Below are 15448 nucleotides of genomic sequence, written 5' to 3'. Positions count from 1 at the left end.
CATGCACACCACCCCCGCCACCCTCACCGACCGCTACGTCGACGCCGCGCTGCGCACGGTGCCCGAGAATCAGCGCGCCGACCTCGGAGCCGAGCTGCGGGCCTCCATCGACGACCAGGTGGAAGCGCGCGTCGCCCAGGGCGAGCCGCCCGCGGATGCCGAGCGGGCCGTGCTCGTCGAGCTCGGAGACCCCGACAAGCTCGCCGCGCAGTACACCGACCGCCCGCTGTGGCTGGTGGGGCCGCGATACTTCCTCACCTGGTGGCGCCTGACGAAGCTGCTGTGGGCGATCGTCCCGGTCTGCGCGGCGTTCGGCGTGGCGCTCGGTCAGACGCTGTCGGGTGCGGGATTCGGCGAGATCGTCGGGTCGGTGGTCAGCGTCGTCCTCAGCGTGATCGTCCACATCGGCTTCTGGACCACGCTCGTGTTCTTCGTCGTCGAGCGTTCCACCCACAGCGCCGACGTGGGGCTGGTGAGCAGCTGGACCCCCGACGATCTGCCCGAGCCGCGCGAGCGCGGGACCGGTCTCGGTGACCTCGTGGCATCCCTGGTGTTCCTGGCGATCGCCGCCGGCGCGATCCTCTGGGACCACTTCGTCGGGTTCGCCTACAGCGCCGAAACCGGGTGGACCTCGTTCCTGGCCCCGAGCCTGTGGCCGTGGTGGATCGGCGGGCTCTTCGCCGTGATGCTGCTGGAGGCGCTGCTGACGATCTCGGTGTACGCCAAGGGCAGGTGGGACCTCGGCTCGGCGACGGTCAACCTCTTCCTCAACCTCACCGTGGCCGGCGGGGCGCTGTGGCTGCTCTCGCAGCAGCAGCTGATCAACCCGGTGTTCTTCGACACCGTCATCCCGGCGGAGTCCGCCGACACCGTCACCACGGTCGTCACGACGGTCTTCGCGTTCGGCATCGTCGCGATCGCCGCGTGGGACACCGCCGACGCCTACCTCAAGGCGGCGCGGGCGCGGCGCTGACAGTGACGGATGCCTCGACCCGGCGTGCGACGCCGGGTCGAGGCATCCGTCCGCGAACGAGGACCACCCCTCCCAGGCCGCCTTAGTCTTTCCCCATGCCCCTCCTCGATGCTCCGGTGCGCCTCGGCGTGCAGTTGCAGCCCCAGCACGCCCCCTACTCCTCCTTCCGCGACGCCGTCCGGCACCTCGAGGACATGGGCGTGGACGTGCTCTTCTGGACGACCTCGCCGAGGGCCTCGCGCGCATCGAGGCGCGCTGGCGCACGCTCAACCCGGCGCCGACGCGCGACATCCCGGTGATGATCGGCGGCAAGGGCGAGCAGAAGACGCTGCGGCTCGTCGCCCGGCACGCCGACATCTGGCACAGCTTCGTGCGTCCGCACGAGCTGCCCCACAAGCTCGACGTCATCGAGCGCTGGGCCGAGCGCGAGCAGCGCGACACGTCCGGCCTGGTCATCTCGAACGAGCTGGGGCACCGCGGCGAAGACCACGCCGACGACCTCTACGACGCCGGCGTGCGCCTGTTCACCCTCGCCTTCCACGGACCGGACTGGGACTACGACCTCGTCCGGCGCTGGCTGCGCTGGCGCGACGCGAAGAACGCCTGAGCCCGCTTCGCGGCGGCGAGATCGCGCGGTCCCGGCGAGCGCGCAGACGCCGGACCGGCCGCGTGCGCCGGGCAGCGGCATCCGTCACGAACCGCAATGCGAAACGGGACCGCGGCTAAAATCGCGAGGTGACCGCCGCACCGCCCGCCCCTCGCTACGCGCTCGACATCGAGGGCGTGCCGCGGCCGGGGCGGTCGCAACAGCTGCTGGACGCCGTGCGCGACCGCGTCGTCATCGCCGACGGCGCCATGGGCACGATGCTGCAGCAGTACGACCTCTCGGTCGACGGCGACTTCAACGGCCTCGAGGGCTGCAACGAGATCCTCAACGTGTCGCGCCCGGACGTCGTGGGCGAGATCCACGACGCGTACCTGGCCGTCGGCGTCGACGCCGTCGAGACCAACACGTTCGGCGCGAACTGGTCGAACCTCGACGACTACGGCATCGTCGACCGCATCGCCGAGCTCGCCGAGGCGGGCGCGCGCATCGCGCGCGAGCGGGTCGAGGCCGCCGAGTCCGCCGACGGTCGCGTGCGCTGGGTGCTCGGATCGATGGGTCCCGGCACGAAGCTCCCGAGCCTCGGCCACACCACCTACGACAACCTCAAGCAGACGTTCGCGCTGCAGGCGGAGGGCCTCATCGACGGCGGCGCGGACGCGTTCCTCGTCGAGACCTCGCAGGATCTCCTTCAGACCAAGGCGGCGATCAACGGCTGCCGGCAGGCGATCGTCAGCCGCGGCATCCGTCTTCCGATCTTCGTCGAGGTGACCGTCGAGACGACCGGCACCATGCTCATGGGCTCCGAGATCGGCGCCGCGCTCACCGCCATCGAGCCGCTCGGGGTCGACGCGATCGGCCTCAACTGCGCCACGGGCCCGACCGAGATGAGCGAGCACCTGCGGCACCTGTCGAAGCACGCGACGGTGCCGATCGCGTGCATGCCCAACGCCGGGCTGCCCGTGCTGGGTGCGAACGGCGCGCACTACCCGCTCACGCCCGTCGAGCTCGCCACGGCGCACGAGCAGTTCATGCGCGAGTTCGGGCTGGGACTGGTGGGCGGATGCTGCGGCACGACGCCCGAGCACCTCGCAGCCGTCGTCGAGCGGCTGCGTCCGCTGCGGGGCGCGGGGGAACGTCACCCGGCGATCGAGCCGGGGGTGGCCTCGCTGTACCAGCACGTGCCGTTCCAGCAGGACGCGTCGTACCTCGCGATCGGCGAGCGCACGAACGCGAACGGCTCGAAGGCGTTCCGCGAGGCGATGCTCGAGGAGCGCTGGGACGACTGCGTCGAGATCGCCCGTGACCAGATCCGCGTCGGCGCGCACCTGCTCGACGTCTGCATCGACTACGTGGGCCGCGACGGCGTCGCCGACATCCGCGAAGTCGTCTCGCGCTTCGCATCGGCGTCGACGCTGCCGCTCGTCGTCGACTCGACCGAGCCGGCGGTCATCGCCGCGGGGCTCGAGCTCATCGGCGGCCGACCCGTCGTGAACTCGGTGAACTACGAGGACGGCGACGGCCCGACCTCGCGCTTCGGGCGGATCATGCCGCTCGTCAAGGAGCACGGCGCCGCCGTCGTCGCCCTCACGATCGACGAGCACGGCCAGGCCCGCACCACCGAGGGCAAGGTCGCGATCGCATCGCGCCTCGTCGACGAGCTCGTCGGCGAGTGGGGGATGCGGGTGAGCGACATCATCGTCGACTGCCTCACCTTCCCGATCGCCACCGGCCAGGAGGAGACCCGCCGCGACGCCATCGAGACGATCGAGGCGATCCGCCGGATCACCGCGAAGTACCCGGGCATCAACACCACGCTGGGCGTCTCGAACGTCTCGTTCGGGCTCAACCCGGCCGCGCGCAGCGTGCTGAACTCGGCGTTCCTGCACGAGGCGGTCGAGGCGGGCCTGACCTCCGGCATCATCGACGCCGCCAAGATCGTGCCGCTCGCCTCGATCTCGGACGAGCAGCGCCAGGTCGCGCTCGACCTGGTGTGGGACCGCCGCGAGTACGACGCCGACGGCAACGTCACGTACGACCCGCTGGCCCGGATGCTCGACCTCTTCGCGGGCGTCGACACCGCCGCGCTGCGCAACCAGCGCGCCGCCGAGCTCGCGGCGCTGCCGGTCGGCGAGCGCCTCGAGCGCCGCATCATCGACGGGGAGGGAAAGGGCCTCGATGCAGATCTCGAGCTCGCCCGCGAGGGCGGCCTCACGCCGCTGCAGATCATCAACGACCACCTCCTCGAGGGGATGAAGGTCGTCGGCGAGCGGTTCGGCGCGGGGGAGATGCAGCTGCCGTTCGTGCTGCAGTCCGCCGAGGTCATGAAGACCGCCGTGGCCCTGCTCGAACCGCACATGGAGAAGTCGGATGCCTCGGGCAAGGGCCGCATCGTCCTGGCGACCGTCCGCGGCGACGTGCATGACATCGGCAAGAACCTCGTCGACATCATCCTCACCAACAACGGCTACGACGTCGTCAACCTCGGCATCAAGCAGCCGATCGCCGACATCATCGCCGCCGCCGAGGAGCACGACGCCGACGTCATCGGCATGTCGGGGCTGCTCGTGAAGTCGACGGTCGTGATGAAGGAGAACCTCGAGGAGCTCACCTCGCGGGGCCTCGGCACCCGGTGGCCGGTGATCCTCGGCGGCGCCGCCCTCACCCGCGCCTACGTCGAGGACGACCTCGCCTCGCTGTTCGACGGCGAGGTGCGCTACGCCCGCGACGCGTTCGAGGGCCTCGCGCTCATGGAGCCGCTCGTGAAGATCGCCCGCGGCGCCGACCCCGCCGCGGTCGGGCTGCCGGCGCTGAAGAAGCGCCGCCACGCCGCGGGTTCGAAGCTCACGCTCACCGAACCCGAGGCGATGCCGGCGCGCTCGGACGTGGCATCCGACAATCCCGTGCCCGCCCCGCCCTTCTGGGGCACCCGCATCGTCCGCGGTCTCGCGCTGCACGACTACGCCGCCTTCCTCGACGAGCGCGCCACCTTCATGGGGCAGTGGGGGCTCAAGCCCGGCCGCGGATCCGAGGGGCTCAGCTACGAGCAGCTCGTCGAGGCCGAGGGTCGCCCGCGGCTGCGCTACTGGCTGGACCGCATCCTCGCCGAGGGCATGCTCGACGCGTCGGTCGCCTACGGCTACTTCCCGGTGGTGTCGGAGGGCAACGACGTCGTCGTGCTGCACCACGGCGACGACCCTGCCGGCGTGATCGGCGTACCGGGGCTGCTCGCGCCGGACGGCGGCTCGGGCGGTGCGGTCGGCGCCGACCGCCTGCGCTTCCATTTCCCGCGCCAGCGTCGCGACCGCCACCTGTGCCTGGCGGACTTCGTGCGCTCCCGCGAGTCGGGCCAGGTCGACGTGCTGCCGGTGCAGCTCGTGACCGCGGGCGCGAACATCGACTCGGTCACCGCGAGGCTCTTCGCCGCGGACAAGTACCGCGACTACTACGAGCTCAACGGCCTCGTGATGCAGCTGACCGAGGCGCTCGCGGAGTTCTGGCACGCCCGCATCCGCTCCGAGCTCGGGTTCTCGCACGAGGACCCGACCGAGACGGCGGGCCTGTTCAAGCTCGAGTACCGCGGCGCCCGCTTCTCGCTCGGCTACCCCGCGTGCCCAGAGATGGAGGACCGTCGCAAGGTCGTCGAGCTGCTCCGCCCCGAGCGCATGGGCGTCGAGCTCAGCGAGGAGCTGCAGCTGCACCCCGAGCAGTCCACCGACGCCTTCGTCTTCCACCACCCCGAGGCGAAGTACTTCTCGGTCTGAGCCCGCAGCGCCGCGCGGGGGCGGGCGCCGCGCCTCGCGCCGAACGTACGACGTGTCGTCGAGCGCACGACTCCCGGCTGTCGGTTACCCGTGCGCTCGGGGCGAAGTCGTGCTCTCGGCGGGCGGGGCGGACGGCCCGTGATCCTCACGAGAGGGCGGCAGCAGCGGGCTCTCGCGGGGCGGGCACGGTCTGCGGCCGCGTCGCGAGCGGCTTGGCGCGGCGGAGCGCGGCGAGGATCGGCCGGCCCACGAGGACGAGCCCGATGACGGTGGTGATCGCGCGGAGGGTGTCCCAGCTCAGGGTCGAGGTCACCAGAGAGTAGACGAGGAAGCTCGAGAGGTTCACTCCGAGCGGGGCGGTGCCGTCGTACGAGATGCCGGTGCCGAACCCGACCGCGAACGGCCAGAACCACAGGTTCATCAGCAGGCCGAACACGTACGAAGCCACGACTCCGTAGACGGCGAGCATCGCGATCTCGCCGGGGCGCGGCATCCGTCGCGGCAGGAGTCCGGCGATCGCGCCGACCCATGCGCACGCGAACATCTGGAACGGGGTCCACGGCCCGAACGTGCCGGTGATCAGCGTCGACAGGACGATCGTCGCCATGCCGAGCAGCATGCCGAACCGCGCGCCGTAAGCCCGCCCGGCGAGGATCAGCAGGATGAACACGGCCTCGACGCCGCCGACGCCGGTGCCCGCGATCCGCACCGCGGCGCCGATCGCCGCAAGGGTGCCCAGCAGCGCCAGCATGTGCGCCGACCTCACCGTGCCGTCGAGGGTCGCCACGACGACGAGCGCCGCGAGCGGAATGAGGGCGAGCGCGGCGACGGGCACGGCGGCGTACGCCTGCTCGGGCACGGCGCTGGCGACGAGGGGCCAGCAGAACGCCCCGAGCGCGACGAGGTTCGCTGCCGCGAGGGCCCCCAGGCCGGCGCCGCGCGCGTGGGGTGTTCGGGATTCAGTCTGTGCGGGCGGGTCAGCCACGGCGACAGGCGGGATATCGAGGGGACGGGCGACGGCTGCGGCGCGTCTGGACTGAATCCTGAACGCGCCCTGCGGGACGGCCGGCTCCACGGGCCCCGGACGCTCAGTCGACAACAGCCCGGACCGCATGGTCAGCCGACGGTCTGCGCGGGCGGCGACCTCCGGCTCGTGCGACGCCACCAGCACCGCGGTGCCGCTCCCGGCGAGCGCGGTGAGCGCCGCCCACACCAGCTCGCGCGCCGCGAGGTCGAGGCCCCGCGTGGGCTCATCCACCATCAGCACGCGTGGCGAGCCCGCGAGCTGGATCGCGAGGGCGAGGCAGCGACGCTCACCCGCCGAGAGGTCGCGCGGGTGCCGCGCCATGCGCGCTGCCAAGCCGGGGGACTCGGGGTCGAGACCGAGGAAGCCCGCGAACCGCGCGGCGGTGGCGGGTGCGGCGCCTCGCGCGGCACGCCGGTCCGCCCGTCGGCACTCGGCCGCCACGGTGTCCGATGTGAACAGGTCGTCCGAGGCATCCGGAACCAGCGCCACCCGGCCGGCCGCCTCGACGTCCATTCCGCGGCCGGGCAGCGCGAGCGCGGCGAGCAGGGTGGACTTTCCTGCGCCGTTCGGTCCGACCAGCGCGACGATCTCACCGGCGTGCAGCTCGACGGCCGCGCCGGCCACGGCCACCGTGTCGCGGTGACGCACGGTGATTCCGCGGGCTCGAAGCACGCAACCCTGCGACGAGCCTGCTTCGGCACGGCTCGCGTGCGCTCGGGGCGTACCCCCCGCACCCGAAACCTCCGCGCCGCCCACGGGCGACGCCATACAGCGGATCACGCCGTCGTCGATCCTCAGCACCGTGTCGGCGATCCCCGCGAGCGTGCCGACGCGGTGCTCGGCCACCACGACGCACATCCCCGCCTCGTGCGCGAGCGCTTCGAGCAGCCCGGCGACACGCGCCCGAGCGTCCGCGTCCAGGTCGGCGAGCGGCTCGTCGACCAGGAGCAGGATCGGGTGCTCGACGATCGCGGCGGCGATGGCCACCAATGTCGCCTCGCCCGCCGAGAGTCCGCGCGTCGGGCGGTCGAGCAGCCCGGTCACCCCGACCCGGTCCGCGATCTCGGCCACGCGGGCGGCCACGATCACGGGTGCCACACCCCGCAGTTCCAGAGCGAGCCCGATCTCGTCGCGCACGCGCTCGGAGGCGAACGCCTCACGCGGATGCTGCAGCACGACGCCCACCCGCTGCGCCAGGTCGCGCGGGGGAACGGTGGCCCGCTCATGCCCGACGACCCGCAGCGACCCGGCGATCCAGCCGCCGTCCGTGTGCGTATGAAGCCCCGAGAGCGCGCGCAGCAGCGTCGACTTGCCGGAGCCGGTCGCGCCGACGACGAGCGTGAGGGTGCCCGCCCCGAGCGTGAGGGAGGAAGGGAGACGGATGCCTCGCCCCGAGGTGCAGCCGCCGAAGCCGACCTCCACGGCCTCGGCCTCGACCGGTCCGAGGCAGTCGCCGGCCAGTCCCCGCCCGGCGAAGCCGCGCAGCTCGAGGGCGGCGGCCACCGCCGCGGCGCGCTCGAGGGTGCGCTCGAGCAGGGGGAGCAGCATCCGTGCCCCGGCGCGCTCGCCGCGGAGTCGCTGCGCGAACCGGACCGCCCTGGCTCCCTCCGCGAGGGAGGGGAGGGTGGCGGCCGCGATCGCGAGCGCCCGGGCGATGCCGCGGAGCGGACCCCGGCGGGACGCCCGCGCGAGCGCCCGGTGCAGGTCGACGACGGCGTTCACCGCGCCGAACGCCAGGATCGCCAGCGCGATCGGCAGAGCGCTCGCCGCGGCATCCCGCAGTCCGTCCGTGGTGACCGGCCCGAGCATGACCACGTGCGCGAACGGCGCCGGTAGCCGCAGCTCAGGCAGCGCCAGCAGCGTGAAGCCGTCGCCGCCGGCCCCGTGGAACAGGATGCGGTACACGACCCGGGCCGCCACGAACCCGGCGGCGAGGACCGCCGCCGCCCGCAGGGGACCGGGCCGGAACGTCATGTCACGGTGCCGGCGCGGCCGGCTCGCCGTTCAGAGTGAAGAGCAGCTGCAGCGAGTCGCCCGGCTCGAGCTCCAGAGTCGACAGTCCCTCCTGCGCGTACCCCCACTCGCCGCCCGACGGCTTCGTCCACAGCGACCAGTACGCGAACGCCGCGGGCATGGACGCGCAGGTCTCGAAGTAGTCCGAGCCGTCCTCCGCCGGGATCGCGACATCGGCCGCGGGCACGCCGTTGACGCGGCACACCACCTGGTCGCCGTACTCCTCGGTGCCCTCGGTCTCGACGCCGACGAGAGTCAGGGCGTCGGACGCGGCGAGCGTCTCGTCCGCCGCGATGCACCACTCCTTGCTGTCGCCGTCCTCCAGTGACGAGGCGTCGACCACGACTGTGACGCCGGAGTCGTCGGCGCAGGCGGCGTCCAGCACCGCCACGGTCTTCGTCTCAGCCGGCGTCGGGGCCGACGCGGGACCGGGCGACGCGCAGGCGGCGAGGGCGAACAGCACAGCGGCGGATGCTGCGGCGGCCGCCGCGGCACGAACAGTCGAAGTCACCGGTCCAGGCTAGGGCCCGGGGCCCGCCTGCGGTGGCAGATGACGCCCGCTTGCAGCCCGCCGTAGGCTGGCCGGGTGAGCGTTTCGGAACTGTTCGACGATGACGAGTGGATGCCGGCGCCCGGCGCCCCCGAGGGCGGCTACACCGACATCACCTCACACGTCTCGAAGGACGGCCGGATCGCTCGGATCGCATTTCACCGGCCCGAGGTGCGCAACGCGTTCCGCCCGCACACGGTCGACGAGCTCTATCGCGCCCTGGACCTCGCGCGGCAGGACCCGCGCGTCGGCGTGGTCCTCCTCACCGGCAACGGGCCGAGTCCGAAGGACGGCGGGTGGGCGTTCTGCTCGGGCGGCGATCAGCGCATCCGCGGGCGGGACGGCTACAAGTACTCCGAGTCCGACGCCGTGACCGACCCGGCCCGCGCCGGCCGGCTGCACATCCTGGAGGTGCAGCGGCTGATCCGCTTCATGCCGAAGGTCGTGATCGCCGTGGTCCCGGGGTGGGCAGCGGGTGGCGGGCATTCGCTGCACGTCGTGTGCGACCTGTCGATCGCCTCCGCCGAGCACGGGCGCTTCAAGCAGACCGACGCCGACGTCGGGTCGTTCGACGCCGGGTACGGCTCGGCGTACTTCGCGCGGCAGATCGGCCAGAAGTTCGCCCGCGAGGTCTTCTTCCTCGCCGAGGAGTACTCCGCGCAGCGCGCGTACGAGATGGGGGCCGTCAACCGGGTGGTGCCCCATGCCGAGCTCGAGCGCGAGGCGCTCGCGATGGCGCGCACGATCCTGACGAAGTCGCCGACCGCCATCCGCATGCTCAAGTTCGCATTCAACGCGGTGGACGACGGGCTCGTCGGCCAGCAGGTCTTCGCCGGCGAGGCCACCCGGCTGGCGTACGGCACGGATGAGGCGGTCGAAGGCCGCGACGCGTTCCTGCAGAAGCGCGAGCCCGACTGGTCGCCGTACCCGTGGCACTTCTGATGTCCCCCTGCAGAACTCCACGCATTCGCGCACTCCGAGGCCGCGCGCGGCGCTCGCGGGCCCTTTCGCGCACCGATCCGTGGAGTTCTGCAGACCGATGAAGCTTCAACCCGTCCTCGGCGACGACCCCCGCGAGATCCTGCGGGGGCTCCGGGGTGCCCTCCACGGCGCGGGACCCGCGCTCGGGCTCGGGCTGGTGAGCGGACTCCCCGAAGAGGTCCGGCCCGGGACGGCGGTCGTCGTGACGACGTCGGGGTCGACCGGCGTTCCCAAGAGCGTCGTGCTCAGCCGCGACGCTCTCACGGCCAGTGCGCTCGCGACCGCGGACCGGATCGGGGACGGCGCGTGGCTCCTGGCGCTGCCGGCCGGCTACGTCGCCGGCCTGCAGGTCCTCGTGCGGTCGCTGGTCGCCGACCGCGAGCCCGCGATCCTCTCCGGAGCGTTCACGCCGCAGGCGTTCGCCGCGGCGGCGCTCACCATGGTGTCCACCGAGCGCGGGGAGCGCGTCCCGACCTACACATCGCTCGTCCCCGCGCAGCTGTCCCGGCTGCTGGACGCGGCGCACGACGACCAGGCGGTCCGGTCCGCGCTGCGCTCCTTCGAGACGATCCTCGTCGGCGGGCAGGCGCTGCCCGCGTCGACGCTGGAACGGGCGGAGGCAGCCGGGGCGCGCATCGTGCGCACGTACGGGTCCACCGAGACCAGCGGCGGCTGCGTCTACGACGGCGTGCCGCTGCGCGGCGTCACCCTGCGCATCGAGCGCGGCGAGGTGCAGGTGTCCGGTCCCACGCTGGCCGACGGCTACCTCGGGGCCGACGCGTTGACGGATGCCGTCTTCCTGCGTGACCGCGACGGCACACGGTGGTACCGCACCGGCGATGCCGGACTGCTCGAGGACGGCGTCCTGCGCGTGCGCGGCCGGTTGGACAACGTCATCGTGTCCGGCGGCATCAACGTCTCGCTCGACCGGGTGGAGCGGATCGTCCGGGGCATCCCCGGCCTGGCCGGCGCGGTCGTCGTCGGGGTCCCGGACGACCGGTGGGGCGAGGCATCCGTCGTGGTCGCCCCGCGCGGCGAGGCGCTGCGTCGCAGCGAAGCGGTGCAGCTTCTCGAGGCCCGCGCCGCCGTGCAGGCCGAGGTCGGATCGCACGCGCGCCCGTCGCGCCTCGTCTTGGTCGACGAGCTGGCCCTGCTGCCTTCCGGCAAGCCCGACCGCGAAGCCATCCGGCGGGCGGTCCTCGCGCTGCACTGAGGCGGCTCAGGCGCGATCGGGGTCGTCGGACCGCCGGGGTCCGGTGTCCACCACGCAGAACCGGTTGCCCTCGGTGTCTTCGAGCACGATCCAGTCGGCGTCCTCGGGGTACCGGTCCCAGTCCACCTCGCGCGCGCCGAGCCCCAGCAGGCGCTCGACCTCGGCCCGCTGGTCCTCGGCGTAGAGATCGAGGTGGATGCGCGGGGGATAGTGCTGCGGATATCCGGTCACCGACAGTGCCAGGCTCGCTCCCGGCGCGCTCCAGTGCTCCTTGCCGGGCGGATCGAGGATGACCCAGTCGTCGCTGGGCTCGCTGCGGTTCACATAGCCCAGCGCACCTCGCCAGAAGTCGCCGGCGCGCTGGATGTCTTCGACGGTGAGGACGGTGGTTCCGATGCTCAGCATGCCGCCATCCTCGGCGCGTCGGCGCGCCGGTGCGAGGGGGTTGACCGATGCCGGCGGGGGCGGGCGCCCTATGATGAGCAGTCGTGGCAGGAACCCCCCGCAAGAAGCGCAGCACCGCCCCGCGCAAGAAGCAGCCCCCCCGAGGCAACCCGCAGAAGGCACACGTGTCGCGCGCCCCCGACCGGGTCAAGCCTGCGACCGCGGCCGACTGGATCAGCGCCGCGCGGCTGCGCACACTGCCCCTCGCCGTCACGCCGATCCTCATCGGCACGGGCGCCGCGATCCTCGTCACCGACGTCTTCCACTGGGTGATCGCGCTGTTCTGCCTCATCGTGTCGGTGTCGCTGCAGATCGGGGTGAACTACGCCAACGACTACAGCGACGGCATCCGCGGCACCGACGACCACCGTGTCGGACCGGCGCGACTCACGGCGAGCCGCAAGGCCAAGCCGCGCACGGTGCTCATCGTGGCGCTGGCGTTCTTCGCGATCGCCGCGCTGGCGGGCCTGGCGATCACGATCCGCACGCAGCAGTGGTGGTTCATCGCGGTCGGCGCCGTCTGCATCCTCGCCGCCTGGTTCTACACCGGCGGCAAGCGTCCGTACGGCTACTACGGACTGGGTGAGGTCTTCGTCTTCGTCTTCTTCGGGCTCGTCGCCACGCTCGGCACCACGTGGGTGCAGGCGTTCGCACTGCCGCAGGAGGCGTGGTTCGGCGCGGTCGGCGCGGGCCTCATCGCCTGTGCCGTGCTGCTTGCGAACAACCTGCGCGACATCGATCAGGACCGCGCGGCCGGCAAGCGCACCCTCACTGTGCTCATCGGGCGCACCGCGACGCGCTGGCTCTTCTCGGTGTTCCTCCTGGTGCCGTTCGCGATCGCGGCCTTCCTCGCCTGGATCGGCTACCCGATCGCATGGCTCACGCTGTTCGCGCTGCTGGCGGCGCTTCCCGCGATCCTCATCGTGTGGACGTACCGCCTCCCGCGCGAGCTCGTCGTCGCCCTGGGGCTGACCTCGCTCACCTCGATCGCCTACGGCGCCTTCCTCATGTGGGCGTTCATCGGCTGACGGCCCTCACGGGCCGGCACCGCGGCCCGGCGCGGACGACTCAGCGCCCGGCGTCGGGATCGTTCGGTTCGGATGCCGCGGAGGCGGTGTCGGCCGCAGCAGATGCGTCGGCGGCGACGGCGTCGGCGGCGGCGTCCTCGGCATCCTCGTCGCTGACCTCGGGCCGCTCCGGCGCGCGGCGGGCGGCGAAGCCGGAGGTCGCGTCTTCGAGTGGCTTGCGCAGGAACAGCAGCGACAGACTCAGGCCGATGAGGGCGGCGAAGATCGCGGCGAGCCAGTAGTACGTCTGCATGACCGGGAACAGCATGAGGATGCCGAAGGGCACGAGGAACGCCAGCAGCCGCAGCACCGAGTAGACGATGGCCGAGCGCGCTTTCACCCGTCCATCCTACGTTTCGCCGCAGTGAGGGCTCCGGCGAGGCCCCTCGACCGCCGCGGCGACGGCTCCGGCGACGGTTGCATCACGGACCCGATGCGAACCGCCCGCGGCGGTCCGTGCCCGCCTAGGATGGGGCTATGCCTCGGGTGCTGCTGATTCTGGCCCTGGTGGCGACCGCGTTCTGGGTCTTCACCATCGTCGATTGCGCAGTTCAGCCCGCGACGCGGCACCGCGGAGTGAGCAAGCCCGTCTGGATCCTCATCGTCGTGCTGCTCCCGGTGCTCGGCGGTCTCCTCTGGCTCATCGTGGGTCGCGCCCGCGCCTCCACGGTCGCAGCCCGCCGGGCTCCTGACGACGACCCGGAGTTCCTCGGTCGCATCGGCAGCATAAGCGATCAGGACGAGCGCATTCGCCGCCTCGAGGAGGAGCTCGCCCAGCTGGACGCGGAGGACGACGACCCCCGCTGGAAGCCGCCGGCAGCCCCCGCAGCGTCGGACGACGCGGCCGCCACGGCAGGCGGCACGGCCGCTCCCGGCACCCCGCCTGCGACGCCTCCGGCACGTCCGGCCGACGGCGACGACGACGCCCGCGGACAGCGCGGCATCATCGGCTGACGTGAGCGCCTCCCGCAGCGCCCCGGGCGCCGCCCCCGACGGCGCGCCCGCGACCGACGCCGCCGCGGCGCTGCTGTGCCGGCTCGTCGAGCTCGGGGTGCGCCACGTGGTGCTCAGCCCCGGCTCGCGCTCGCAGGCGCTCGCCCTCGTCGCCGCCGAGCTGGAGCGACGCGGATCGCTCGCGCTGCATGTGCGCATCGACGAGCGCGTCGCCGGCTTCACCGCACTGGGCATCGCCCGCGAGACACGGATGCCGGCGGCCGTGGTCTGCACGTCGGGCACGGCCGTGGCCAACCTGCTGCCGGCGGCGCTCGAAGCGCACCATGCCGGCGTGCCGCTGCTGCTCCTCACCGCCGATCGCCCGCCCGAGCTGCGCGGCGTGGGCGCCAACCAGACCACCCGCCAGCCGGGCATGTTCGCCCCGACGGTCCGCCTCGAGGCCGACCTCCCGGTGCCCGAGCAGGTCGATCCCGACGGTGACGGCGAGCAGAGCGCGATGCTGCGGACGGTCGCCGAAGAGGCCGTGGCCGCGGCACTCGGCGTGGGAACCCGGTCGCCCGGCCCCGTGCACCTCAACCTGCCGTATCGCGAACCGCTCTCCGGCGCCCTCCCGACCTGGCTGGGCGTGCCGGCGACCGAGCTCGTCACGACCGCGATCGTCGACCCCGACGGACCTCCGTCGTCCGGGGAGCCCGAGGACGAGGCATCCGGCGCGCTGTACCAAGGGGGCGGTGGGATCGGCGAGTCCGACGTCCCGACCGAGCCGGAGGACGCACCCCACGTGCTCGAGCGGGGACCGCGCACCGTGGTGCTGGCGGGCGCGGACGCGGGAGCGGATGCCGAGGAGCTCGCCCACATCGGCGGCTGGCCCCTCATCGCCGAGATCGTGAGCGGCGCCCGCTTCGGGCGGAACCTCGTGCACGGCTATCGCACCCTGCTGCGCGACGCCGAGCTCGGCGGCCGCGTGGAGCGGGTCGTGGTGCTCGGACACCCCACGCTGAGCCGGGAGGTGACCGCGCTGCTGTCCGACCCCGCCGTCGAGGTCATCGCGGTCCGCGGGCCCGGGGAGCCCCTCAATCTGAACGGCTGCACCCTCGCCGCCGACCGCATCGCCGTGGCCACCGGCGACCCCGACCGCGTGTGGCTCGGGTCGTGGCTGCACGCCTCGCGCGCGGCATCCGTCGACCTCACCCCGCCGGCTCCCGACGCCGACGGGCTGTCGTCCGCCGTCCCCGGGGAGCGCCTCGGCGCCATCGCCGCCGAGCTGTCGGTGATCCGTGCGCCGATCGACCGCGCCGGGCTCGTCGACGCGGTGTGGCGCGCGACCTGGCCCCACGATCGCCTCGTCTTCGGCTCGTCGCGTCTCGTGCGCGTCGCCGACCAGGTGCTGCCGGGCAAGAAGGTGCCGGTGCACGCGAACCGGGGCCTTGCCGGGATCGATGGAACGGTCGCGACGGCGACGGGGATCGCCGTGGCCAGCCAGGCCGCCGGCGGGCCAGGCGTCACGCGCGTGCTGCTCGGTGATCTGGCGCTGCTGCACGACGTCGGAGCGCTGCTGCTGCCGCCGCAGGAGCCGGAGCCGCGGATCCAGCTGATCGTCGGCAACGACGGCGGGGGCACCATCTTCGACGGACTCGAGGTGGCCTCGGTCGCCGGCCGCGAGGTGATGGACAGGGTGCTCTTCACCCCGCACACCGTGCGCCTCGAGGAGCTCGCGAGGGCCTACGGCTGGGAGTACCGGCGGGTCACGACGCGGTCGGCGCTGGACCAGGCGCTGACCGCTCCGGTCGGAGGGCGGCAGCTGATCGAGGTTCCGCTCGATCGCTGAGTCGTCCCCGGCGCGGCCGGTCCTGGCTGA

At 72.9% G+C, this 15448-nt stretch carries 12 protein-coding genes; 8 read left to right on the top strand and 4 right to left on the bottom strand.

Annotated features, from left to right (window positions below; translation table 11 throughout):
• The first annotated feature begins 1 nt into the window (after position 1).
• The 3 genes from IR212_RS13715 (at position 2) to metH (ending at position 5341) form a co-directional block, all read left to right on the top strand.
• A complete protein-coding gene (locus tag IR212_RS13715; RefSeq protein WP_194396433.1) occupies positions 2–973 on the top strand; it encodes a permease prefix domain 1-containing protein in 972 nt (323 codons plus the stop codon).
• Between the two features lie 298 nt (positions 974–1271).
• Positions 1272–1580: a hypothetical protein gene (locus IR212_RS17295; protein ID WP_337907604.1), complete on the top strand. Its 309-nt coding sequence runs from the start codon at positions 1272–1274 to the stop codon at positions 1578–1580.
• A 128-nt stretch (positions 1581–1708) separates the two neighbouring features.
• The gene (metH, locus tag IR212_RS13705) at positions 1709–5341 is read left to right on the top strand and encodes a methionine synthase (RefSeq protein ID WP_194396432.1); all 3633 of its coding nucleotides are present in this window, start codon (positions 1709–1711) and stop codon (positions 5339–5341) included.
• Between the two features lie 145 nt (positions 5342–5486).
• Here the strand turns inward: metH and IR212_RS13700 are convergent, their stop codons facing one another.
• On the bottom strand, positions 5487–8342 hold the full coding sequence (locus tag IR212_RS13700) for an ATP-binding cassette domain-containing protein (protein WP_194396431.1): 2856 nt from the start codon (positions 8340–8342) through the stop codon (positions 5487–5489).
• 1 nt (position 8343) lies between these two features.
• Entirely contained in the window at positions 8344–8892 is a 549-nt protein-coding gene (locus IR212_RS13695; RefSeq protein WP_194396430.1) for a hypothetical protein, read from the bottom strand.
• Positions 8893–8967: 75 nt separating this feature from the next.
• On the opposite strand from IR212_RS13695, the gene IR212_RS13690 reads away from it, so the two are divergent.
• Together IR212_RS13690 and IR212_RS13685 are read left to right on the top strand one after the other, a co-directional pair.
• Positions 8968–9873, top strand: a complete 906-nt coding sequence (locus IR212_RS13690) for a 1,4-dihydroxy-2-naphthoyl-CoA synthase (protein ID WP_194396429.1) — start codon at positions 8968–8970, stop codon at positions 9871–9873.
• Between the two features lie 97 nt (positions 9874–9970).
• Positions 9971–11125 (top strand): AMP-binding protein, encoded by a 1155-nt coding sequence (locus IR212_RS13685; protein ID WP_194396428.1) that lies wholly within the window; start codon positions 9971–9973, stop codon positions 11123–11125.
• A gap of 6 nt (positions 11126–11131) precedes the next feature.
• Here the strand turns inward: IR212_RS13685 and IR212_RS13680 are convergent, their stop codons facing one another.
• Entirely contained in the window at positions 11132–11530 is a 399-nt protein-coding gene (locus tag IR212_RS13680; RefSeq protein WP_194396427.1) for a VOC family protein, read from the bottom strand.
• A gap of 83 nt (positions 11531–11613) precedes the next feature.
• On the opposite strand from IR212_RS13680, the gene IR212_RS13675 reads away from it, so the two are divergent.
• Positions 11614–12597 carry a 1,4-dihydroxy-2-naphthoate polyprenyltransferase gene (locus IR212_RS13675; RefSeq protein WP_194396426.1) on the top strand — a complete coding sequence of 328 codons (984 nt, stop codon included), beginning with the start codon at positions 11614–11616 and terminating at the stop codon, positions 12595–12597.
• A 40-nt stretch (positions 12598–12637) separates the two neighbouring features.
• On the opposite strand, the gene IR212_RS13670 is transcribed toward IR212_RS13675, so the two are convergent.
• Positions 12638–12976 carry a DUF4229 domain-containing protein gene (locus IR212_RS13670; RefSeq protein ID WP_194396425.1) on the bottom strand — a complete coding sequence of 113 codons (339 nt, stop codon included), beginning with the start codon at positions 12974–12976 and terminating at the stop codon, positions 12638–12640.
• A gap of 137 nt (positions 12977–13113) precedes the next feature.
• On the opposite strand from IR212_RS13670, the gene IR212_RS13665 reads away from it, so the two are divergent.
• Together IR212_RS13665 and menD are read left to right on the top strand one after the other, a co-directional pair.
• Complete coding sequence (locus IR212_RS13665) at positions 13114–13590, top strand: PLDc N-terminal domain-containing protein (RefSeq protein WP_194396424.1); 477 nt, start codon at positions 13114–13116, stop codon at positions 13588–13590.
• A gap of 1 nt (position 13591) precedes the next feature.
• Positions 13592–15418 carry a 2-succinyl-5-enolpyruvyl-6-hydroxy-3-cyclohexene-1-carboxylic-acid synthase gene (menD, locus tag IR212_RS13660; protein ID WP_194396423.1) on the top strand — a complete coding sequence of 609 codons (1827 nt, stop codon included), beginning with the start codon at positions 13592–13594 and terminating at the stop codon, positions 15416–15418.
• The last annotated feature ends 30 nt before the right edge of the window (positions 15419–15448 follow it).

This window comes from Microbacterium atlanticum, from assembly GCF_015277815.1.
Classification (GTDB): Bacteria; Actinomycetota; Actinomycetes; order Actinomycetales; family Microbacteriaceae; genus Microbacterium; species Microbacterium atlanticum.
Note: the sequence above shows the minus strand (reverse complement) of the source record. Positions and strands in the feature narration are given on the sequence as shown.

Excerpts from the sequence above, each read along its gene's own strand:
- IR212_RS13715 (WP_194396433.1), top strand. The coding sequence starts at position 2 with ATGCACACCACCCCCGCCACCCTCACCGACCGCTACGTCGACGCCGCG.
- IR212_RS17295 (WP_337907604.1), top strand. The coding sequence starts at position 1,272 with ATGATCGGCGGCAAGGGCGAGCAGAAGACGCTGCGGCTCGTCGCCCGG.
- IR212_RS13700 (WP_194396431.1), bottom strand. The coding sequence starts at position 8,342 with ATGACGTTCCGGCCCGGTCCCCTGCGGGCGGCGGCGGTCCTCGCCGCC.
- IR212_RS13685 (WP_194396428.1), top strand. The coding sequence starts at position 9,971 with ATGAAGCTTCAACCCGTCCTCGGCGACGACCCCCGCGAGATCCTGCGG.
- IR212_RS13680 (WP_194396427.1), bottom strand. The coding sequence starts at position 11,530 with ATGCTGAGCATCGGAACCACCGTCCTCACCGTCGAAGACATCCAGCGC.
- IR212_RS13665 (WP_194396424.1), top strand. The coding sequence starts at position 13,114 with ATGCCTCGGGTGCTGCTGATTCTGGCCCTGGTGGCGACCGCGTTCTGG.